This is a genomic window from Xenorhabdus littoralis (assembly GCF_033949345.1).
GTDB lineage: Bacteria > Pseudomonadota > Gammaproteobacteria > Enterobacterales > Enterobacteriaceae > Xenorhabdus > Xenorhabdus littoralis.
The window spans coordinates 1-24,638 of sequence record NZ_VCDP01000002.1; the positions used below are offsets into that span (position 1 = coordinate 1).

Consider the following 24,638-nt stretch of genomic DNA (forward strand, 5'->3'; position numbering starts at 1 on the left):
AGTTTGGTACTAATTGTCAAGTGTGCGCGTTTTCCTTTTCCATCCCATATTGTCTCAAAGCGACCCGCATTACTCGCAGTGTAGCGGACGGTATGACGAATATTCCGGTGGCCTAAATAGTCCTGAATCAGACGGGTATCGACACCATTGTCTGCCAGCGCATAACCGCAGGCATGTCTCAACATGTGCGGATTCGCGCAAATCGACAATTTAGCCTTTAAACTGGTCTGTCGAATGATTTTATAGACCTGCTGTCGGGATATTCGCTGGCCATTGCGGGAGAGAAATAACCAGTCTGCGTTGTCATCCGATTGTGTCTGTGAAGAAACTTTTGATAAATAATTCTGTCGTTCAACCAGCCAGTGACGGACAAGTTGGATTTCACGCTGAACCATCGGGTGAATGGTGGAAAAACCATTTTTCAGACGTTGCACACGCAGGCTGCGGCCGTCCAAATCCACATCGGACAGTTTCAGGTTCAGCAGTTCAGAGACCCTGAAACCGTGAATAAATCCCATAAACATCATGCATATATTTCGCTTTGCATGAGCGTGTTTACCTAATTCCCGTAACAGGACTTCGATTTCAGGCTGGGTCAGGTACTTGCGTTTTAGCATGATCTTCATCTCCAGAAAGCAATGAAGAGCCTGTCTTGCTATGAAGATTTATAGGGACAGGCTCTGAGGATACACCTATTAGTGTTGCTGATTATTTACAGAGTGCAAAATTAACGCGCATAAAGACTCCTTCAGTGATGATATTTTTGGCGATACTCTTTGGGAGTCAGTCCGTTACAGCGTTTAAATAACTCCCTGAAATAACGGGTATCCTCATAACCCACTTCATGACTGATTTCTTCGATGGTTTTCTGGGATTTTTCCAGCCAATGTTTGGCCTGTGACAGGCGGATTTGCTGGATATACTGGATGGGTGTTTTCCCTGTGGCGATCTTGAAGCGACGTTTCATCTGCCGCTCACAAAGATGGATTTTATTGGCTAAATCAGCGACAGATAAAATTTCAGAGGGGAAAGAGTGCATCCAATCTTGCAGTTTGTGGATCAGCGAATCGGCATGTTGGCGATAAGGAGCAAAATTGCCGAGATCTGACGAGAATTTGCTGTCATTTTCGTTTAACAGGAACTTTGCACATTGTTCTCTGGCATATTGTCCGTATATCAATTCAACAATATTCAGCATACAACTTCCGCATCCATAAGCACTGGAAATACAAAATCGGTGCTCGTCTCTGGTGATCTTTTGGTCGTAATCAAGTGGGATATAGGGAAATAGTCTTGTGAATTCAGGGATAAAATGAGGATGGATTGTAGCACGGGTATTCAACAATCCGGCTTTGGCAAGTATGAATGTCCCTGAGCATACCGAAACAATAGGAATGTGTTTCTCATCCATTGCTCTGAGCCACTCCATGATCTCTTGTGAGCAATGTTGCGGCTCCCATTCAGGGAAACCCAGCGAGCCAACCAGAATGATATCGGGCTGTTGATCGTAATCGTAATGGAGAGATCCGTTGGCGGCAGGCTCAGTGTCTGCAAACAGATTATTTGTATTCATTCCCTGATGGGTTGGAGAGATAATGCGGACATGGGGAGCCGGGCCGCCAATGGCATTGGCGGCAATAGTCAGAATTTCAATCGGCATGGCAACCGATGTTACCGATGTGAGAGAAAAAACCAAAGCTGTGATAGAGAGCTGTTTCATAGTTATATTCTCTTCCTTAAGAACATTTTGTCATGTTATTTTAATTTCGTTATGAAATTAATTCTAAGGCGAAACAAGCCTTATGTCTGCAATGAATTTTCTGTCGAAATAGTTTTCGTCTTAATAGTCACTTGGTTTGTTGTTCCCAAAGTTGGGCATATAAACCATTTTGTTGCACAAGGGCTTGGTGTGAACCTGATTCAACAATGTCCCCGTTATCTAAGACAAAAATGGTATCGGCATGACGGATAGTATTCAGCCGATGGGCAATGCTGATGACCGTCCGGTTACGACATATCTCATCCATATGGCTCATGATGGCCGCTTCGGATTCATAATCCAGTGCGGAGGTGGCTTCATCAAGGATCAGGATCTTGGGGTCATTCAGTAATGCCCTTGCCAAGGCAATTCTCTGGCGCTGGCCACCAGAAAGATTGCTTCCTTTCTCACCAACAGGATGCGCGAGTTTATGTGGGAACGCATTGATGAAATCAGTCGCACCCGCTAAGGTCGCGGCCCGATAGACTTCTTCATCGCTGGCATTGGGTTTGCACAGGCGGATATTGTCCGCAATGCTGCCGGAAAACAGGATGCTCTCCTGCAAGACCACACTCATGTTACGCCGTAGTGATACTGGGTCGGCAATCGCTAAATCCATGCCATCAACCAGAACCTGACCATGTTGCGGAACGTACAGGCGCTGCAATAATCGGGTTAACGTGCTTTTACCTGAACCCGATGGCCCTGTTATGCCGATAAATTCTCCGGCCTTAATCTTCAATGACAGATTTACCAACACTTCAGGCGTATCTGCATGATAGCGGAAGCGAATATTTCTGAATTCAATCTGGCCAGCGAGTTCAGGGGCGGATGCCAGTCCTTGTTTACTGCTTTCCATCGGTTCATCAAGAATATCGCCTACCCGTCGCAGGGCGATCAGGGTGTGTTGAAAGTCTTGCCAGACCTGAGCTAACCGCAGGATTGGCTGGGTAACGTGTCCTGCCAGCATATTGAAAGCAATCAATTCACCGGGAGACAGATCTCCGTCAAGAACGCCTCTGACTCCCCACCACAGCAGCAGTGCAGCAACGACTTTCTGGATCAGGGCGATCCCTTGTCCTGCCGCCAGTCCACTTTTTTGAGCGGTGAAACGTTGGATCAACTGTTGGCTCAATACTTTTTGCCATCGGTGTAAAAAACGCTTTTCGGTTGCGGTGGTTTTGATGGTTTCGATGCCCGTGACGGCTTCGGTCAGGAAACTAATGGCATCAGCATCGGTTTCATACTCTTTCTCTACTTTGCGTCGAATGATTGGCCCGGCCACGATCCATAGCAGGAAATAGAGAGCCAGTGAACTTATCACGATCCATGTCAGCAGGGAGGAGTAATGAAACATGACGCCCAGAAACAGAATAATGAATATCAGGTCAAGCAACAGCATAAGTGTAGAGCCGGTCAGGAATTGGCGGATCTGTGCCATTTCCCTGACTCGGGCGATAATTTGCCCTGTCTGGCGTTGCTTGAAATAGGGCAGGGGCAGTCCCACTAAATGACGGTAAAGCCGGCCGGAAAGTTCAGCGTTGACTTGGCTGGCCATATGCCCAAACACAGTATTGCGCAGGAAGCCATACAAAGGTTCTGCCAGTGCCAAAGCCAGCATTGCCATGCCAAGAACATGCAGACTTGACATACTTCGCCCGACCAGCACTTTGTCGATGATATTTTCAAACAGTAAGGGAGCAGCCAGTGCGAAAAGTTGCAACACAATGGCGAACAGGAAAATATCCCGCAATTGATTTTTCTGTCTGAAAATAGAGGGATAAAACCAACTTAAGCCAAATTTTACCTGCTGTTTGGTCAGGGCTTTATCCGCGACCAGCAGTATCTTACAGACTTTGCCGGACTCAGAACGGGCAGGTTGATGATGTACTTTGTGTTTTCCGGTGGAGGGATCAAACACGGTAAAGGCATCAGATTGGACTTCTGACAATACCCACCAGCACTGATCCAATTCAATCAATGCTGGTAAAGGTAACGTGGCAGCGGTATCCGGCGTCAGGTATTCAAATTTACTGTGCAGCCCGATAGTATCGGCGGCTTCACGTAACTGTGGATCTGTCAGCGTCAGGCTATCCAGCCCCAGCGTGTGGTGCAGTTGTTCAACAGAAGCCACTTTGTGGAAGTGTTTTCCCAAATAAGCAATACAATCCAGCGCATTGTTATCATTGGTGAAAGCAAAATTGTCATTGGTAAAGGAAAAATCGTCAGTCATGATTATTTTTCCCTCAATGCTTCAGATTGATATTCCTGAATCGGGCTGAGCAAATAGTCAATGACTCTACGCTGATCTGTCTTGATTTCTGTAACAATGGACATGCCCGCCGTGATTGCGACCGGCTTTCCGTCTACCATGATATTGTTCTGCCTGAGGCTGATTTGGGCGGGAAAAACCAGACCCAGCCGTTCATCGGTGGCTGAGTCTTTTGAAATACTGAGTAACTTGCCCTCAATCGTGCCATATCGGGTATAAGGGAAGGCATCGACTTTGACTGTAACGTGCTGACCGGGGCGGACAAAACCGACATCTTTGTTCAGGATCTGAATTTCAGCAAGTTGTATATGGTCATCAGGCACAATCACCATCAAATTCTGGGCGGGCTGTAGCACTGCACCGAGGGTATGGACGCTTAATTGCTGGACAGTACCGATCACAGGGGAGCGTACAATCTCAAGCTCTTCCCGTTCCTGCATTTTGGAGATTTCCTGTTTCAGAACGGACAATTGCATTTCAGCCTGTTTTCTTTTCTCAAACCACTCCCGCTCTTTTTGTACTTTGATACCTTTTAAGCGCTCTTCCAGACTCTTATATTGAGTCATGAGAATCCCAAGCTCCGATTTTTGCTGAGCGATCAACCGCTCTGTTTCCAGAAACTCCTTTTCTTGTTCCAGATATTCGACTTTACTGATGACCTGCTTTTGGCTCAGTGTCTTCCGGGCCTGCAAACGCTGGTTAATATTTTCGCGCAAATTGGCCAGTGAGCGGAGATCACTGCCTCGTGCCTTTTGGGAGGTGAGATTGACTTCCATTTCAGCGTAGATATTGGTGATGATGGAATCGAATTCTTGTTTTTCGTGATGGTAATACGTCAGAATTCTTTCCTGTTTTTTTTCGGATTGCTGCTGGAAAAGTGGCAGGGATTTAGGATCATGCTTCCCCAGCAGGGCTTGATAGCGAATATCTTCTTCAATCAGATAGTCGCGCTGTTTCATCATCCGGGTAATATCCTGATTCACGCCGAGCGTATTGAGCGTGAGCAGTGGAGTACCTTTATCAACGTGCTGCCCATTTTCTACATGAATAGTCATCAGGCGACTCTGCTCGTAAGCCTGAATGATTTGGGAACGCCCAGAGGCAATCAGGCGTCCGGTGGCGGTTGCCTGCACATCCAATTTACCCAGACAAGCCCATAACAGGGCAGCGAGAACACCTATACTCAGGGTAATCGCCGTATAACGGGCGAACGGAGAAGGAGGCCGTTTTGACAATGCCAGATGTGTCGGTAAAAAATCATAATGGGGAGAAGGGGTACGTAACCGCTTGACCCTTTTGCACAAAATGGCCTTAAGCATGGGAAGGCTGCTCCTGTTTTAGTTCTTGTTGTAATTGCCAAAGTTTCCGATAGTGCTTGCCCTGTTGCAGAAGCTGTTCATGGCTACCTTGTTCGATAATCTGGCCTTGATGTAACACAATGATCCGATCACATTGGCGTACTGTGGAAAGTCGGTGTGCGATGGTAATAACCGTCCGGTTTTGTGCAATGCCCGCCATATTGGATTGAATAATGGCTTGGGATTCATCATCCAGTGCGCTGGTGGCTTCATCAAGGATCAGGATTTTGGGATCTGACAGCAGTGTTCTGGCAATAGCCAGACGTTGTCGTTGACCCCCGGATAAAGATTGCCCGCCTTCTGCAATGACGGTGTCATAGCCCATCGGCATTCTGAGAATAAAATCGTGTGCTCCTGCCAGTATTGCGGCTTCAACTATTGTGGATAATGGGGCATCAGGACATGATTGAGATAAATTCTCATACACGGTTTTATTGAACAGGAAGTTTTCTTGCAGCACGATACCGACTTGCTGCCTGATAGATTCGATATTGAGGTTTTGCAAAGGGATGCCATCCAGCGTGATTGTCCCGCTCTCCGGGGTATAAAGCCGCAGCAGCAAACGAGCAAGGGTGCTTTTCCCTGAACCCGAAGTTCCGACGATCCCCACGGTTTCGCCCGCGCGGATATCCAGTGTGAAATGATTAATGGTTGGCGGTAAATCCGGTTGATAACGGAAGACAATATCTGAAAATGCAATCGCACCCTGTAATGCCACCTGCTCGTTGCCTGATTGCTGCTCTGTTGGCAGATTCAGCATATCTCCCAGCTTGTCGATGGCGATACGTGAACGGATAAACTGCCCCCAGAGCTGCACCAGTTTAGCCAGTGGTTGCTGAGTATGGCTGACCATCATATTGAAGGCGATCAATTGACCGATAGTCATGTGCAGTGACAGCACTTCTGATGCCCCAAGCCAGATAATCACGGCGCTGGTGACTTTCTGCAACATCATGACCAGATGACCGGAACGATTATCCCATTGCTGTACATCATAACTGGTACTGATCATCTGTTCGGTCTGGCTATCCCAGCGCCGGATAAAGCGGGGTTCAGCGGCAAGGCTTTTCAGCGTCTCAGCACCTGCTACTGTTTCGGTCAGAAAAGAAGTATTGATTGCTGAGTGCGTGAACTGTTTTTCCACTGCTTTTTCAATTTTCGGCGTAACCCACCAGGCAAGCAGGGCATAAAATGGAATGGTAAGCAGAAAAATCAGGGTAAGCGTACCGGATAACAGGCTCATGACATAAATAAAGACAAACATGAACAGCACATCGATACACAGTGTGAACATGGAGCCAGTCAAGAATTCCCGGATAGTTTCCAGCTCTCTTACCCGCGTTACAATCGCTCCCACCTGACGGGATTTGAAAAACAGCAGCGGTAGGCCGAACAAATGCTGAACCAGCTTCAACCCGAGCTTTATGTCAATCCGGTTGGCGGTGTGGGCATACTGATATTCGCGCAGTCCCCGCAGGATCACTTCAATCAATCCGGCGACCACCAGCCCGAAAATCAGTACATCCAAGGTGGAAAAAGCCTGATGAACAAGAACCTTGTCCATGACAACCTGCACGACCAGAGGAGAAATCAGTGCCAATATCTGGAGAACGAAGGAAAACAGGAGTATCTCCGTGAGGTTCTTTTTTTGTCTGACAAACTCAGGAATAAACCAGCGGATATTAAATTTGCTACCTTTTTGTTCTATCTTTAGCCACCTGCCATTCCAGAGACTGATAAATTCTGCTTTATCTAATATCTCCGGCGATCCCTGATGAGGTTTTTGGATTAATACGCGTTGTTCATCATATTTTGCCAGAATGAAAGGAAGACCCTCATTACTGAATAAAATGGCTGGCAGAGAAATGGACTCTAACTTCTTCTTTATAGAATATTTATTTTTAATTTTAATATTGCATTCTTTTTTTAGTCTGTTTAAAACAGAAATATAATCATCATTATCGCTTACGTTTTTATTGTCTGTCGCTGTATGATTTCTATTAGATATCATTATTATTAAGTTAATTAATGATATGGTTGTTTTTTCTATTTCATTCATCAAAGTCAATCTATCTTTAATAAAAATTAAACTCTCCGATTAAGAAAGCAACCTGAAAGATCGTATGGAATTTATTTATAAAATAAGTTTCTTAAATCCAATAAAGGACATTATCTGTTATCAAAGAGGTTATGAGTGTTGGTAATTGGGACAAAATGTAGCTGCTAAACAGACATTTTGCTATTTATATATTGATTTTATCAGGTAAATGGATATATTTTTGCTCAAAGTAGTCGGTAATTAACCTGATTTGTCATAGTATATTTAACTTAGCATTTGTCATGCTGTTGTCTTTCCAATAAATGCCTGTCGAATAAATTTCACTTTGTGAAGTTTAATTATAAATGATTCCATTACGGAGTTAGTGGTCATTTATAATTTAATAATCTTTATTTAATGTAAATTTAACATTTAATTAATATTTATTTAATGGGTAATATAATGATTAGTGTAATGGGTAGTGATATGACTGAAAAATTCGTTCAAACCATCTCAAGCGTTAATTATAATAAGGGCATTTTTTCCCTTTATTTTGTTGGTCAAGATCCTAATCAAATGGCAAATGGTGTACTGGCGGAAAATGATCAGGAATTGCAATTAAAGCAAGTAATTCATATGCCGGCATCCGGTTTTATGTATATGGTTTCCATGGTAAAAAATATGCTTGAAGACCCAAGAATGGAAGCTGAAATCAATAAACTGATTGCCGCAGGTTTTTTGCCTGTGCCTGAAACGGGGTCAGTGGAAAATGAATCCTCTACTGAGTCAGAAGCCGCTGTTCCAGAAAGCATGGCTCCGGAAAGTATCGCCTCAGAAACGACCGCATCTAAAAAACGCGCAACACGTAATTCAGAAACATCAAAATAATATCAGCAAAATTCTTTAAGTGGTTGCTTGCTCATGATGATCACACATCAATCAGCAACACTGAATACGGCTGAAATACAGGCAATGATTGGAGGGGTAATGTTGCTTTGTCAACACTCCCCCTTGCACCGACGTTATTTGGTTGCAGAATGGCAACAACGAATCTTGCCGTCATTCCAGCTTAATCAGTTTTGCTATTACGAAGATGAACATCAGCGCCCAGTTGCTTTTTGCAATTGGGCTTTTTTGTCTGACAACAGTCGAGATGCGATTCTTGCCGGTGAACGGGAAATTTCGCGGGAAGACTGGCGTTCTGGTCAGCATATCTTTTTCCCTGAAATGATTGCACCTTTCGGACATGCCCGGAGCATTGCCTGCGATCTTCGCCGGCGTGTTTTTGCTGCATGGAAAGGACAAAAAGCCTGCACAGTCAGGGGAACTCTGGATGTTCAAAATGACCACTGTATCCGTCGGGTACAGTGGTTCACGGTTTAATTTTTTCTGCTCAACACCAGGATTATTTATGGGAAAATCGGTCGGTAGAAGTTTGGCATATACCTTTACGGGTACATATGAAGATGACGATGATGGAAACTCAATATATGCCATCGGTTTTGGAGGCGTCATTAATGCTTATGGCGGGAATGACTATATTACTGTTGGCTCCTTTGCTGCAAAAGTCAATACAACATGGGGACACGATACCATTGTAGGGGGAGCCGGGTATCTGGATATCAATGATACAGGTGGCAACCTAACAGTGAAGGGAGCCTCTGGCTTCACTTCAATCAATAAGACACAGAGTGGGCCGATAACATTTGAAGGAGTCTCCGGTGGGGTGAAAATCAATCATACCGGTGATAAAAGTGGCATCTTTTATTCCGGGGCCGCCGGATACAATAGCATCACCCGCAAAGGCTTGCAGGGTGATATTAGCTTCAAGGGGGCAGGGGCCTACAACGAACTCTGGCATGAAACCAATCAGGGCAATCTATCTTTTTCAGGCGCAGGTGCCGGCAATAAGATCGACCGTACTTGGTTTAACAAGTACCAAGGCTCTCAGGGAAATGTGACTTTTGACGGTGTTGGTGCGGCGAACGTTATCAGCTCCAGAGTCGAGACAGGTAATATTGATTTTAAAGGGGCCGGGGCATATAACCATATTTCTCGCAAGGGTAAGGTTGGGGACATTACTCTGGGGGGCGCGGGAGCTTATAACCGTATAGAGCGCACCCGTCAGGTAGATGACGTTTATGCTGAAACCAAAGGAAATATCCGGTTTGAAGGTGCTGGTGGATATAATCACCTCTACTCTGATGTGGCGCACGGTGATATCCATTTTGCGGGAGCAGGTGCTTATAACCAAATTACCCGCAAGGGAACAGCCAGTGATTTAGACAGTGAAGGGATAGAATATGCCAAAGCTGATGAGGTTGTGCTGACCAATGCAACCATCAGTGGTTCGTGGATTGGCACCTCTTATCAGGTGACCGGGTTTAAATCGGCGCGGGAACCAAACACTTATCTGTTTGCGTTTGAGGATGGTACTCATACTAAAATCAATAAGGTTCAGCTCTCCAATGATCCTGAAACCGGCAAGCTGAGATACTACTCGACGGCTTGGTTTAAAGAAGGGAAACATCTCAAAGGGCTGGATAAGCAGGATATCTCTGTTAAGGGTGGTTTTAAGTCTGTTGACAGTGATGGCGCCTATACGTTGTCAAACCTGACGGTTGAACAACGGAGAGCCGTATCAATTGATGCCGTTGAGCAAAAACTGACGGAAAACCAATGGGTGAATTATGGTGGTGGTGTCCTGATTAATGCCGCAGATATCACCCTGTCTGATGCCAAAATGGGTGGTTATGCTGTTTACCGCGATGGAACGACGGTCGATATGACGGCGGTGAAATCCAATCGGATGTCAAACACTTATATTTATGCCAAGAAGTTAGACGGATACAACAAGGTGGTGGTTGTTGAGCTGAAAAATGATCCCAAAACCGGCGTGCTGCAATACCTTGCGCGTCCTTGGTATAAGGAAAGTGATCGCCCCCTGGATTTTGCCAACGAAGTTTTCTCGACTGATAATGGTTATCACTATATGGGAGCCGGCAGCTATTCGCTGAGTGATCTTCATTATACGGTTAATACCGTGCGCACAACGTCCGCTCGTGTGGCTGATATGCATGAATACAGTGATCTTGAGTTATTCAAATCGGCAACCGACAGCGGAGAAAGCGCCGGGGATGTTCATTATAACGGTGCGGGCGGCGGCAACGTTATCAAATCCAACGTAACACGCGGTAATGTTTACTTTAACGGTGCCGGTATTGCCAATGTCATTGAACACAGTTCTGAGTTTGGTGACACAGAGTTTAATGGTGCGGGTGGCGCTAACGTCATCATCAAAAAAGGGAAAGAAGGAAACCTGAACTTTAATGGTGCCGGTATTGCTAACGTACTGCTTAACCAAAGCCAGCGCGGTGATATGGAAGTCAACGCGGGCGGCGCAGCAAACGTGCTGGTTCGCGTTGGCGATGGCCGCTATCTTGCCCATCTTCTGGCGGTTGGCAATATCTCCATTCACAAAGGTAATGGTAACAGCCGTATCTTTATGGGCGGTGGTTTCAATACCCATACGCAGATTGGCAATGGTGACGGCTTCTGGTCTGGTGTCGGTGGCGCGAATGTTCTGACCCAAATGGGGAACGGCGATGTTTCCTCAATACTGGTTGGTGGGGCAAACGTTCTGACCAAAGTGGGTGAAGGTAATCTGGAATCAGCCATGTTTGGCGGTGCCAACATCATTACCCATATCAGCAACAATCATAGTACCTTCGATACAAAAGCTTCCGATACAAAAGCCATTGCTTTGGGTGGTACCAATGTCCTGACGAAAAAAGGCAAGGGCGATGTACAGGCTGTCATGGGTGGTGGTCTGAATGTTCTGACTCATGTTGGTGAAGGCAAAACCACTGGTATCATGCTGGGCGGGGCCAATATCCTGACTAAAGTTGGCAACGGCGATACCACCGGCATTATGTTTGGTCTGGGGAATGTTCTGACCCATATCGGTAACGGCCAAACCCTGGGAGTCATGGCTGCTGCGGGTAACATTTTCACAAAAGTCGGTAATGATACAACGATTGCTGCCATGATTGGCGTAGGCAATATTTTCACCCATGTTGGTAAAGGGGATGCCTGGGCGCTAATGGGGGGGGCAGGCAATATCTTTACTAAAGTCGGTAACGGTGATGCTCTGGCGCTGATGCTGGCATTCGGCAATGTGTTCACCCATGTTGGTGATGGCATGAGTGTTGCCCTGATGATCGCCAAAGGCAACATTGCAACGAAAGTCGGTAACGGTGATGCACTGTCTGCCATGATTGGCAAAGGCAATATCTTTACCCAGATTGGTCATGGTTCCACCTTTGCTGCCATGATCGGTGGGGTAAACGTACTGACGAAAGTCGGTAATGGTTTGACGACAGCATTGATGGTCGGTAAGGCTAACGTTTATACCCATGTTGGTGAAGGAACAAGCATCGGCTTGTTGGTGGGTTCTGCCAACGTCATGACCAGAGTCAAGGATGGTACAACGCTTGCCGCAATGTTCGGCAAGGCCAACATCATGACCCATGTCGGCAATGGTTTGACGGGTGTACTGGCTTTAGGCAAAGCCAACATCGTGACGAAAGTCGGTAATGATTTCATGGGCGTCGTGGCGGCTTCTGAGGCCAACGTAGTCACCCATGTCGGTGACGGCACAACGGCAGCTTTGTTGTCGGGCAAAGGCAATATATTGACTAAAGTGGGCAACGGAACCACGGTCGGTTTATTGGATTCCAAAATCGGCAACATCATGACGCATGTGGGCGATGGAACCACAGTCGGGTTCGCAAAAGGTGAAGCCAACATCATCACCAAAGTGGGTGGTGGATTGGGCATTAATGCGGCTTGGGGCAAAGCTAACGTCATGACCCATGTTGGTAACGGCGATCGCTATAATTTTGCTAAAGGCAACGCGAATATCGTTACCAAAGTTGGCGATGGGCAGGAAGTTACCGTTGTCCAAGGCGAAGTCAACATCGTAACCCATGTGGGCGATGGTAATGATTACACCGGTGCCTGGGGTAAGGGCAACGTGATCACCAAAGTCGGTGGTGGAAATAATGTCGTGCTCGCCAAGGGCAATGCCAATATTGTGACTCAGATCGGTGATGGTGACAGCTTTAACGCATTATGGAGTCAAGACAATATAGTCACCAAAGTGGGTGATGGTATACAAGTCACTGCCGCCAAAGGCAAGGGCAACATCACGACGACGGCGGGGGATGGCTTAAGCGTGACTGCTGTTCATGGCGATCTGAATATCAATACCAAAGTCGGTGATGGTGTTTCAGTCAACGTGGCTTGGGGCAAATTCAATGTTAATACCCGCGTGGGTGACGGCCTGAATGTTTCTGTCATGAAAGGCAAGGGCAATGCCAATATTCGTGTGGGTGATGGCTTGAACATCAATGCCTCTTATGCCCGCAACAACGTGGCAATTCAGATAGGTAACGGTGATTTCTACAGCCTTGCAGTGGCAGAAAGCAACACTGAGAGCAATAAACTGGATGCCCTGTTTGATAATATAAAACAAACATTGCTTGGCAGTGCGGGCAGTCAGGGGATCAGTTATCTGGTCAATGGCGATGAAGCCAACACATCAGGAACCCATCAGGGACGCGGCGCCATTAACCTGCCAGAAGTCTCTTCGCTGGATGGCTTCAAACTGACAGAAATTGATAAAGTCACTTCTGATTTGCAAAATAGCCTGAAAGGCACAGTGTCAGGTGCTGATGATCCAAATACTGACGGCATTAAAAATGCGCTCGGCAATGAAAGACGCCTGAATCCAAATCAGTCACGCAACCTGGTCGTTAATGGTGATTTTGAAAAAGGTGCCGAGGGCTGGATGTACACCAATGGCATTGAAGCCAGCCATTCCGCTAAGGCGTACGGACTCAGTGTAGAAGGACATGGTGAGCGTGTCAGTGAGCTTGATGTCAACGGTAATACCCATCTCTATCAGGATATTAAGAATCTGACGGCGGATGAAAAAATTGTCGTTAAGTTCGATTTTGCAAGTCGTGTTGGTATCTCTGCTGATAATGGGCTGGGAGTTTGGTGGAATGGTGAGGTTGTTTTTGCTGTCGCCAATGGCAACACAGAATGGCAAAACAAGACATTGACCTTAACTGCCAAGGCCGGTAGCAACCGTCTGGAGTTTTCCGGAATAGGTTCAAGTGATGGATTTGGCTATGTTTTGGACAACGTGGTGGCAACTTCTGAACTGTCAGAAAGTGACATTGCTGACCATGTGAAGCAGGACAAAGCAGCCCAAAATGCGTTGCAGGACAAAGAAAACGCGGAAGCTGATCGCCAACGTCTGGAGCAGGAAAAAGATAAAACCCTTGCGGCTGTTTCCGGCACTCAGGCACAGCTTGAAAACACGGATCTGAATGCCCTGAATGCGAGCGGACAATCCCAGCGTGATGCCATTAATGGCGAAGCCCAAGCATTCACCGATGAACTGAAGGCAAAAGTCAAAGGCCTGGATGCGTTGGATAGCTATGCGGGCTACGATGGAAAATCGGGTGAACAATGGCAGCAGTTTGCTGGTGGATTTTTGGAAAATGTCCAGACTCGATTGGATAGCACGAACAAGACTGCACAGCAGCAGTTAGAACATTCACAGCAAGCGGCAGCAGGCCGTCTGAACGAGATTAAGGATGCGGTAGCCAAATCAGAATCGGGTGTGCTTAAAGGTGAACAGAATCATCAACATGCCAAGCAGGATATTGAAGAAGCCCGTACTCAGGCCAAAAACAGAGAAACAGAAGCCACCAGCTATAAGCAACGGGCTGAACAGGCTAAACTTGACGGCGAAGCAGCCTCGCAGAAGGCAGAGCAACGCGGTCAGCATGAAGTGTTGGCGGCAAACAATAAAACCGCTCAGGTGCAAAATGATGCCAAGGGTTCGAAACTTGATGATAACCATAAACCGAACCGCACAAAGGCAACAGGCAACGGACTGTCAGGTAATGCTTATGAAGCTGACTATTCTGACGACACTGAAAAAGCAGAACAATCCAAGAGTAAAATCAATCCTGAATCGATAGTTCAGGCAGAGGGTGGATTCAGTAAAGAATTACGCAATCTGGATGAGAATCTGAACGAACTTGCTAATGCAAAAGAAGCGCTGAATCGCTTACAAATCAACGCGGGCATACGCGGTAAAGCTACGGGCGCCAAAGATGCGGGGGCTATCCTGACATCGGTTTATACCGAAACACCAGTCAACCAACCTGTCAATAAGACAGACGATGCACCTATAGAATTCGTCAGAAATACACCAAGAATTTCCGGTTTGGATCTCAGTGGATTGCAAGCACTGAGCGAAACCCTTGCTCAACCAGAATCGGCTGATATGCCAGAAACAGTTTCTGCCGCAGCCATAAGAGCACAGAAAGTTGCTGATATTTACCGTTGGTTGAACAGTGACAACAATATTGCAACAGAAAAATACATCCCTGTGCCGGGATTTGATCGCGTGGATGCAGATATACCGGATGACATCAGGCAGAGAATGGTGGCCTCTATTGAAGGCTGGCTGGAGCAATCTGACACAAAAGTACCGAAAGATCAGTTCACTTCACTGGCAAAACTGTTTGTTGATGCCACCATCGATTACGACTGGGACAAGCGCGTCGAATTGGTTTCGAGGCTGGAAAGCTATGATTATAGCTTCGAACCTGTGCATGGTGATAAGAGTATTGTTTCATTTTGGTCTGGCAAAAACTTCAAAGCGTACCGTAAGGTTCTCGATGCAGTGCAGACTGATGGCAAGAAAGTGGTTTACGATGTGGATGTCCAGGGTAACAATTTTGCCCTTAATCTGAACAAACAGCTCCAGCACTGGAGCAATATGCTCGATATCCTCAATCCTGATATCTCGGAGCAGGAACGGCAAGCCTTGCAATCGGTCATTAGCGCATCTACCCGCAGCAATACCGGATTCTGGAGTTTCCTCTACGCCACAGGATCGCGTGATGATGTCTATGTCATTGCGGAAGGCGGTCTGCGTCTCGGCAACTATTTCTGGAATGTTGAATTACCGGTATTGCGCCAATTGCAACGTGAAGGGCTGGTGGGTGAAATTCGCCTGCTGGATAAAGCTGCCAAAGAATATGAAGGTGTGTCGCCTGAATCCATTGGTCGCAGGCTGACAGAAGCGGGTATTCCTGTGAAGGCGCGTTTTGATTCTCTCAGCCATAAAGAACAGGAAAAACTGCTGGAATTGAATCCAGAAGGATACAGGGCGGATACCTTGGTGGATGTTGACGTCAAACTCAGCGCCATTGATAGTATGTTGAATCAGGCTTTGCCATTCTACGGTCTGCGTACAGAGCGCAATTTGCTGGTACGTGAATCAGAGGATAATAAAGGCCTTGAAGTCCGTCCGTGGCCGGGTCATGACAGCGATAGTTTTAAAACTATTATCGTAGAAGATTCAGACGATTCCGCACAAATCAAAGCTATTGAACGCTTTATCCTTGCCAACTATGATAATTACGATCAACTGCCCGAGGTGTTGCTTCTGGTGGACAATCGCATTGTTTCCCACGAACAGGGACATACCCGCATTATTGCGGAAAAAGTGGAGGGAAGTTGGAGTTATAAACCGAAAACTGACCTGCTCTCTGCGGGTGAATTACAAGAAGCGGCTTATGTTAAGGGTAAGATCCTGGGTGACAGTTACCGGAATGTTCTGGATGCACTTAAGGGTTATGAAAATACTCTGCAAAATAGCAACGACTATGACTTGGGATCCGTAGAAAAGCTGACCTATTTGCGCCATCAGGTTCAAGGTTACTTGTTGGGACATCCCGATTCGGCTCGTACCCCAGCGCTGCAAAACTTGCTGTCACAGATTAATGTGCGCATGGAGGAATCCCTGGTACTGGCGGAACCGACGTTGAAAAGCGCAGGCAAAGGCAATTTCAGCGATCTCTACAACAAACTGGGTAACGCCAAACTCAAAGATTCCAAACATTTCTATATTGATGAGCAAGGGGACTTTGTTACCCGGGGCAAATCCAATATTCAGATCGCCATGAAAGCCGAAAGTGCGGAAAACGCGGTTGAACAGGTCAAGGCTGCCGTGAGTAGAGAATATGGTCAGCCAATGGCAGATACCGTCTTCGCAAACCTGCAATCCCGTGATTTGGCGAAAGATGGCAAAGGCATTGATGTTTCTGGTTTGAGAAAGATACATCAGGCGATTGAACAACAACTCTCTCCTGTCAGCGCCACCCTGTTTGTCTGGAAACCGAGTGATCACAGCCGCTTGGGGCATGCCGCATTACAGATTGGGCAAGGACGCATCCAAATCAGTGCAGAAAAGGCAGAAGAATTCAATGAAAAAAATTACATCAGCTGGTGGCCGGAAGGAAGCAAATCTCCCGATATTAGCGATATTTTCAATGTTTCTTCTGAGGACAATCCAGATGTAAGGATTCGTTGGCGTGATCTCAGCCAGCCTGCCAGCCAGAATGAATCTCTGGCACGGGATGTCGCTTCTGAGGAAGACGATAACTTTGGCCTGCATGATGGCACAATCAAGCTGGAGAAATTTATTGAAAAACTCCAGATAGCCACAGGTGTTGATGCAAAATTCGAGGATATCAGTGAAGGCTTTGCCATGACTGCGCTGGCGAACCCTCGCCTTCTGGAATCTGCCGGCATACCTGAGCCTATCTACCGACCGTACATGAAGCAGTGGGAAGACGGCAGCATGGATATGCTTGAAGTCGGCAAAAATTTTGCGCAAGCACTGCGTACCGCTGCCAAACAGTCACCTGAACTGACAGAAAAACGCATCACCAATGTGATCCGCCAGTTTGCTAAACATGAACTGAGTGATATCCAAGACTTCAAGGCCAGCGAAGGTGATCAAGGGCGAGTGTTCCGCATCAATCTGGCTGGATTGGATACGGCGGCAATGCAGGCGGAATGGCACAAAATCAGCCAGAATCCGGATGCCCGTTATCAACTTCTGACAGATAACTGCTCAACTATCGTCGCCAGAGTCCTCAAGGCGGGAGGGGCTGATAAAGTCATCGGCCATACATGGCGGCCAAAATTTGGTGTCTGGACACCAACAGAGTTATTCAATTTCTCGCAGAAATTACAAGAAGCGCAGATTGAACAAACCTCTCCAAAGCCGAAACGCGTTGTAAGTGAAGATCTAGAAGCGCTGGGTCATTCTGATAAAAAAGATAAGGCGCTGGAAAAAGTTGCCATTGACAACGACGGCACACTACCGCGTGACAGAGAGCCATTTAATCCAGTCACTCGCTTCCTGAACGATAATCTTTACGGTGTTAAGGAAGCTCGCCGCAACGTAGATGATAGCACTCAGATAATATTGGATGATGCTGTCACCAAGGGCACGACGGATAAAGTCACGTTACAGGGTGAAGCGGGGCGTCTGGCGGGTTATTACCATAACGGCAGCCAAAAAGATCAAGCTGAACAGAGTCAGGAAAAAGAATCGGCGAAAAAAGTCGTGCTTTTCATTCATGGTTCCGGTTCATCTGCGGAAGAGCAAGCCAGTACTATTCAGAGCCACTATCAAAAACAGGGCGTTGACGTGCTGGCGGTGAACATGCGGGGCTATGGCTCCAGCGATGGTCATCCAAGCGAAAAAGGCTTGTATCAAGATGCGCGTACCATGCTCCGCTACTTGGTCAATGATCGTGGTGTCAAACCGGAAAATATCATCATTCATGGTTATTCCATGGGCGGTGCGGTTGCGGCCGATCTGGCCCGTTATGCAGAGCGCAATGGGCAGCCCGTTTCTGGTTTACTGCTCGACAGGCCAATGCCAAGCATGACCAAGGCGCTTACCGCCCACGAAGTGCCGAATCCGGCAGGTATCACGGGTGTGTTGGCGAAGGCAGTCAATGGGCAGTTCTCCGTGGAGAAAAACCTGCAAGGCATCTCGAAGCAGACGCCAATCATGTTGCTGACCGATAACGAAGGGTTGGGGAAAGAAGGTGAAAAACTGCGTGCCAAGCTTGCCGTAGCGGGTTATCAGGTATCGGGTGAGCATACCTATTATGGGCATGAGGCCAGCGGTCGGTTGATGAACCAATATGCGGAGCAGATTGTCTCTGCACTTTCTGAACCTCAGGGTGAAAACAGCCGTGTGAAAGCAGGGTTACTGGAAAAAGCGATTTATGCTCTCTTTGATACGAAATCAGGTAAAAAAGAGCTGGATCAATACTCATACCATTTCACTCAGGGAGATTCACTCTTAAATAACCTTGAAAAACTGGTGCCAGAAGTTGGCAATGTCCTCCTGACTAACGGGGATCGCGCTGAGTCAAAAGAATTTCTGGAGGGCGTCTGTTTTGCCTTGTCTGCCCGTTACCTGATAGAAGAACGGGTGAATGGGCTGGGTGGCGGCAAAGAGTATCTGTCGTGGTTGACGGATGCGGTCAAAGCCTACAATGACAATTCCGTGAATAAAAAGAGTGATATCAATTCGGTTGAAGCCTCTTTGCTTAACCAGTATCGCCGCCAAAATATCGGCTCGGCTATTCAGGACCTATTGTCGATTCAATATAGCCAAACGCAAGATATGTCCGGTTTTGCAGGCATGAAGAAAGCCAATGAAGCTTATGGCGGCAAACTGAAAGCCAATGGACTGACGGGAGATAATATCGACCGATCAATGAGTTATCATGCTGCCGGCTATGAGTCCGTGATGGAACAACTGCGTAATGCGGATAAAACGACGTATATGTCCTTTATGTCTGAAGATCATGCAATGGCCGTCGTTGTGCATAAAGGGAAACATCAAACTACCTGGTCATTCTATGATCCTAATTTTGGTATCAAGACATTTGATAACTATAAAGACTTCGGACACTTTATGGACTCTTTCCATAAGGGAATGATCACGGGGTATAAATCCAAGCTGGGTTATGAATATTTGGCTAGCAGAGAGAAAAATCAAAGCTTCGCTGTTAACTACAATACGTTTGAAGATAGTACCATTACCCATTATGACGGTGTCTGGCAACAAGCGCGGGCCGGTGAACAACCGTATGTATTGCGTGCGCTGAAAGAGCAGGGTAAAACCTTTAAACTGGGTGCAAACGTGACAGGGCGTGTGGTTGATTACCGTGATGATGCCGTGACACTGGAAGTGACAACGAAGAAAGGTGAGAAAGTACTGGTTGAAGTTGAAAGTAACAATTTCAAACAGGCGGCACACCTTGTGCAGTCGAATGTCGATAAAGTATTTGCTAATCCGGAAAATGGTAAATTCACACTTAAAGCCCCGGCAGAGAATGATAGTGTGGTATCTGCACTAGATAATTTACCGTCAGATAACGTCACCAAAAACCAAAATACAGAGCAGGCTACAGCTGATTCGTTTGGTATGAAACATCAGACTGACGAATCAGAAGTCCTTAAGGGCATAAAAAGCGACCTGAAACGCTATGGTGAAGTCCTGAAGCCTCAGGTAAACAGCGCGGGCATAACAACCAAGGATATCCGTACAACCAAGGATTTTCTGGTTGGCTACAAGCAAGGTTATGCAGAGCAGATAGTAGATGGTTTCCGTTCGAACATGGACATCAAGCAATTGGTGGATCTGCTGGTTAAAGGTAACTGGAGTGCCGAACAAAAAGGTGCTTTGGCTTGGGAAATTGAAAGCAAAGCTTTGAAAATTACCTTCCAGCCGAAATCGGAGAAATTTAATCGTTTGTTCCGTGATGTCGCTTCAACAGGCATTGCTGATACTAAAGCGAACGAACAATTGGCACCACAATTGCTACTGTTGAACTTATCAAATGATGGTTTTGATGGCCGTTGTGACCCACTGTCGAAATTGGTTTTGGTTGCGAAACAACTTGAAAACGACGGTCAGGATGGTGTTGCCCGTCAGTTGCTGGAAAAAATGTATTCTGCGGCAGCAGTACTCAGCAATCCTAATCTGTACTCTGAAACTGAGCATGCTAACGCAAGTAAATTATTGGGATCGTTAGCGGCACTCCATACCAAAAACCCGATGGCAAATACATTTATCAAAGTGTGGAAAGAGAAGCTGGAAGATGCGAAAGCACTGACTGTAGATGGTGTGGTTCAGAAAATCACTGCCGGAAATGCGGACGGTAAACCGGTGCTGCTTGAACTGGACGCACCAGGCCATGCAATGGCTGCGTGGGCGAAAGGTAGTGGTGAGAATCGTGTTTATGGTTTTTATGATCCAAACGCGGGAATTGTCGAATTCTCATCGGCAGAGAAATTTGGTGCTTACATATCTCGCTTCTTCGGTGAATCCGACCTGAACATGGCACAAAGTTACCAATTACCAAAGAATGAGGCAGGGGAAATTGTCTTCAAGCGAGTAGTCGTGATTGATGGTGAGATTTTGGCAACTTATCGCCCGACACTGGCTGATAAAACTACCATGCGCGGTATGTTGGATCTACCCGTGTTTGATGACACCCCAATCAGGAAACCGATAGATATTGATGCAACTGATGGGATAAAGAAACCGTTAGGTGACAACTCACCGGAAAGTCACATTCATGTAAACAACCACGATGTTGGATCCTGGGAAAATATTACGGTCAAACCACAGCTTGAAAGTGGTGATAGCCGCTTTAACGGTCAGATCATTATCCAGACCGAAAATGATCCTGTTGCCGCCAAGGCTGCCGCAAGTCTGGCAAGTAAGCATCCTGATTCCAGTGTGATTGTTCAGCTTGATGCCAGTGGTCAATATCGCGTGGTGTATGGCGATCCGGATGCGCCTCAATTACAGTCCGGAAAATTGCGCTGGCAGATTGTCGGGCATGGACGTGATGAATCTGTACAAAACCACACGCGCATGAGTGGTTACAGCGCAGATGAATTGGCTTTGAAACTGAAACAGTTCCGTACTGATTTCAAACAGGTTGGCACACCAGACCATATCAGTCTTGTCGGTTGTTCCCTGATCGGCGATGACAAGCGCAATGGTTTCGCCCATCGCTTGATTTCAGCGCTGAATGAACAGGGCATTCGCACTACCGTATCGGCGCGTAGCAGTGAAGTTGCAGTAGACAGTATTGGCCGCAAACATACAAAAGATGCGCAGGAACAGTGGGTACACAAGCTTACGGATAACAAAATCGTCTTGGGCTGGAATGATAAAGGCGAAATTGAAAGTCACTCCGAACGTGTCCGCCGTGGTATCTCTGAAAATGATATTGTCCTGTCCCGTGTGGGGCAAAACGATGTTGATGCAAAAGCCAAAGGAGCGATTGCAGATAATGCAGAGACATTCCATGCGCCGAAAAAGCGCAATGAGGAAGATGAAAATAAACCTGCCTCATCAGAACCAGCAAAATCATCAAATCAGCACCTGAGCTATTCCGGCAATATTCAATTACAGCTTGGTGATGGGGAATTCACCGCCGTTAACTGGGGAACCACTAATGTGGGCATCAAAGTAGGCACGGGTGGCTTTAAAACTCTGGCCTTTGGTGACAACAACGTAATGGTTCACCTTGGTAACGGTGACAGCAAGCACAGTGTTGATATTGCAGGTTATCAGGCATTGGAAGGCGCACAGTTGTTCGTGGGTAACCGGAACGTCAGCTTTAATATGGGACGCAGCAACGATCTGATTGTGATGATGGATAAATCCATTCCGACGCCACCGCTGGTGAATCCATTTGATGGTGCTGCCCGTATTTCTGGCGTATTGCAGAACATTGCGGGATCGTTTAATTCACCGGATTGGTTGACGAAACAGGATCAACAATGGACATTGGAAAGCGCGAAGAAATATGTCAGTGACTTGTCTGGTCTCGATTTGACCAGCAGTGTGGATTATAAAACCCTGACTGATCTCAACTCTCACAATGAACGTAGCAGCCGTGGCCTGAAAAGTGATATCGAAAGTACGCTCAACAAGAAATACAACCAGCGGTTAAGTAGAAACGGTAATACTCCTGAAACGGACAACATCATTCAGTCGGATCAACTCGGTCAGTCGAATAAAAAACCGGCCTCCAGCCTCAGCCGGGCGGATAAATTCCGCCAGGCGAATGAAAAACTGGCCTTCAATTTTGCCGTTGGCGGACAGGGTGCTGATATTCAGGTAACAACCGGCAACTGGAACTTTATGTTCGGTGACAATATTCAGTCGATTCTGGATACCAATCTGGGTTCACTTTTCGGCCTGATGACGCAGGAATACACCACCACGGGCATAGCAAAAACCACGTTTACCTTTAGTCCAACGGACTTACCACGTCAGCTCAAGAATAAACTGCTGGGTAACCTTGCCGGTGTCAGCGGGGATACCACGCTGGCAGATATCTTTGGCGTGGATTACACCCCGGGCGGCGGTATTGTCTCCCGTACAAATCAGCCTGTTGATGGCGTTGCCATTCTGCGCGAAATGCTGGAAGTCATCGGTGAATTCAGTGGTAATCAACTTCAGTCCTTTATTGATCCGGAAAAATTGCTCAACAGCTTGCAAGCCGGGGTAAATATGGGAGCTGATGGCGTGAAATCTTTCGCGGAAAGCCACGGCTTAAAAACGAAAGCGCCTGATGAAACCCAAGAAGGGAGTATCTCCGTCAGTGTAGACGATAAATCAGTCGTGACAACGGAAGGATCACAGGCAGATAGGGCCGTTGGATTGACGTCCCTGAACCTGCCAAACCTGTTTGCGACCCTGTTTAATCAGGACAAGCAAGCCGAGATGAAATCACTGGCCACTAATCTGAAAGAGAACCTGACTGCCGATTTGTTGAACATGCAGGATAAGACCTTTGATTTCCTGCGTAATAGCGGTCATCTGCAAGGTGATGGTGATGTTCACGTTTCCCTCGGTAACTACAACTTTAACTGGGGTGGTGACGGTAAAGATCTCGGTGCCTATCTGGGAGATAACAACAATTTCTGGGGTGGCCGTGGTGATGATGTCTTCTATTCCGTGGGAACCTCAAATATCTTCACGGGTGGCGAAGGTCATGATCTGGGTGTGATGATGGGGCGTGAAAATATGATGTTTGGCGATAATGGCAACGACGTTGCAGTATTAGCCGGCCGCATAAACTACGCCTACATGGGAGAAGGTGATGATCAGGTCTTTGCCTTTGGTGAAGACGGTGTCATTGATGGCGGCAAAGGACGTGACTATATCGTGGCTTCCGGCAACTTTAATCATATTAAGGCCGGAGAAGATCAGGACTACGTTGTCACTATCGGCAATAACAATCAGGTCGATTTGGGAGAAGGTGACGATTTTGCCACCGTATTCGGCAACTATAACCAGATCGATGGTATTTCGGGCAACAACTCCATCAAACTGATGGGTTATCACGCGATGATCAACGGTGGTACAGGTAATGATCACCTGATTGCCGATGTGATATCTAAATCCAGCCAGTTTAACGGCGGTGACGGTGATGACCTGCTGGTGTTGGGGGGATATCAAAACAGCTTTAAAGGCGGCACTGGCGTCAATAGCTATGTGGTCAGCGGTGATGTGATTGACAACGTGGTTGAAGATATCAAGCAAGGTGACAAGATTATCTTCAACGATATCAACTGGCAGAATCTGTGGTTCCAACGCAGTGGTTATGATTTGGTTATGTTGACGCATCGCAATGTTAAAGACAGTTCAGCACAGGGGAAATTTGAAGTAATGGGTTCTGTCACCTTTAATGATTACTTCAATAATAACCGTGCGGATATCATCACCCAAATGGGAGATAAAAATACAGAAGGTGAACGTGAATATACGGCGCTCTCTGTTAATGGAGTGGATTCTCTGGTGCAGGCGATGAGTGGATTTGCACCTAATATGGGAGATAGCGGTTTTATTGACTCACTCGATAACCAGACGAAATCAAACATCATGACCGCGTGGTCAGATGTAACAAATGGGAAATCCAAACTGGCCTGATAGCAGGAAAGACTTTTATTAGATATTCTCATTAACAAAAATGGCTCACAATTGTGAGCCATTTTATTCAATAGGTTATAAATTCAAATTGCATACAGGAATAACTAATTAATTCTTAAAATAATCGGTTATTAAAAATATCTGATTTTGTACTAAATTTAAAAGTGTAAATATATTTCTTGATAACATTCTATATTTCATTGATTTACTTATTAAGTATCGTCTTGTCTCGTCTGGTTTTTATTGTAATTAAAATACCTGTCTTGAAAGTTTTTAACTTTCTATTT

At 46.5% G+C, this 24,638-nt stretch carries 8 protein-coding genes; 3 read left to right on the plus strand and 5 right to left on the minus strand.

Annotated features, from left to right (window positions below; all coding sequences use genetic code 11):
* From FE394_RS00075 to FE394_RS00095, 5 genes are all read right to left on the minus strand, one after another.
* A partial coding sequence (locus tag FE394_RS00075) for a tyrosine-type DNA invertase (protein ID WP_319924370.1) occupies positions 1–617 on the minus strand: 617 nt, incomplete at its 3' end.
* Positions 618–748: 131 nt separating this feature from the next.
* On the minus strand, positions 749–1,720 hold the full coding sequence (locus tag FE394_RS00080) for a GlxA family transcriptional regulator (RefSeq protein WP_319924371.1): 972 nt from the start codon (positions 1,718–1,720) through the stop codon (positions 749–751).
* A 127-nt stretch (positions 1,721–1,847) separates the two neighbouring features.
* The gene (locus FE394_RS00085) at positions 1,848–3,992 is read right to left on the minus strand and encodes a type I secretion system permease/ATPase (protein ID WP_319924372.1); all 2,145 of its coding nucleotides are present in this window, start codon (positions 3,990–3,992) and stop codon (positions 1,848–1,850) included.
* A gap of 2 nt (positions 3,993–3,994) precedes the next feature.
* A complete protein-coding gene (locus tag FE394_RS00090) occupies positions 3,995–5,350 on the minus strand; it encodes an HlyD family type I secretion periplasmic adaptor subunit (RefSeq protein ID WP_319924373.1) in 1,356 nt (451 codons plus the stop codon).
* A complete protein-coding gene (locus FE394_RS00095) occupies positions 5,343–7,448 on the minus strand; it encodes a peptidase domain-containing ABC transporter (RefSeq protein ID WP_419836282.1) in 2,106 nt (701 codons plus the stop codon). Before FE394_RS00095 ends, FE394_RS00090 begins: the two co-directional genes overlap by 8 nt.
* A 465-nt stretch (positions 7,449–7,913) precedes the next feature.
* On the opposite strand from FE394_RS00095, the gene rtxH reads away from it, so the two are divergent.
* Genes rtxH through rtxA form a run of 3 tightly spaced genes read left to right on the plus strand, consistent with a single transcriptional unit; the run spans position 7,914 to position 24,351 of the window.
* Complete coding sequence (rtxH, locus tag FE394_RS00100) at positions 7,914–8,315, plus strand: protein RtxH (RefSeq protein ID WP_319924375.1); 402 nt, start codon at positions 7,914–7,916, stop codon at positions 8,313–8,315.
* A gap of 33 nt (positions 8,316–8,348) precedes the next feature.
* Positions 8,349–8,810 carry an RTX toxin-activating lysine-acyltransferase RtxC gene (gene rtxC / locus FE394_RS00105; protein WP_319924376.1) on the plus strand — a complete coding sequence of 154 codons (462 nt, stop codon included), beginning with the start codon at positions 8,349–8,351 and terminating at the stop codon, positions 8,808–8,810.
* A gap of 28 nt (positions 8,811–8,838) precedes the next feature.
* The gene (rtxA, locus tag FE394_RS00110) at positions 8,839–24,351 is read left to right on the plus strand and encodes an MARTX multifunctional-autoprocessing repeats-in-toxin holotoxin RtxA (RefSeq protein ID WP_319924498.1); all 15,513 of its coding nucleotides are present in this window, start codon (positions 8,839–8,841) and stop codon (positions 24,349–24,351) included.
* Positions 24,352–24,638 lie beyond the last annotated feature (287 nt).

Excerpts from the sequence above, each read along its gene's own strand:
- rtxC (WP_319924376.1), top strand. The coding sequence starts at position 8,349 with ATGATGATCACACATCAATCAGCAACACTGAATACGGCTGAAATACAG.
- FE394_RS00080 (WP_319924371.1), bottom strand. The coding sequence starts at position 1,720 with ATGAAACAGCTCTCTATCACAGCTTTGGTTTTTTCTCTCACATCGGTA.
- rtxH (WP_319924375.1), top strand. The coding sequence starts at position 7,914 with ATGACTGAAAAATTCGTTCAAACCATCTCAAGCGTTAATTATAATAAG.
- FE394_RS00095 (WP_419836282.1), bottom strand. The coding sequence starts at position 7,448 with ATGAATGAAATAGAAAAAACAACCATATCATTAATTAACTTAATAATA.
- FE394_RS00085 (WP_319924372.1), bottom strand. The coding sequence starts at position 3,992 with ATGACTGACGATTTTTCCTTTACCAATGACAATTTTGCTTTCACCAAT.
- rtxA (WP_319924498.1), top strand. The coding sequence starts at position 8,839 with ATGGGAAAATCGGTCGGTAGAAGTTTGGCATATACCTTTACGGGTACA.
- FE394_RS00090 (WP_319924373.1), bottom strand. The coding sequence starts at position 5,350 with ATGCTTAAGGCCATTTTGTGCAAAAGGGTCAAGCGGTTACGTACCCCT.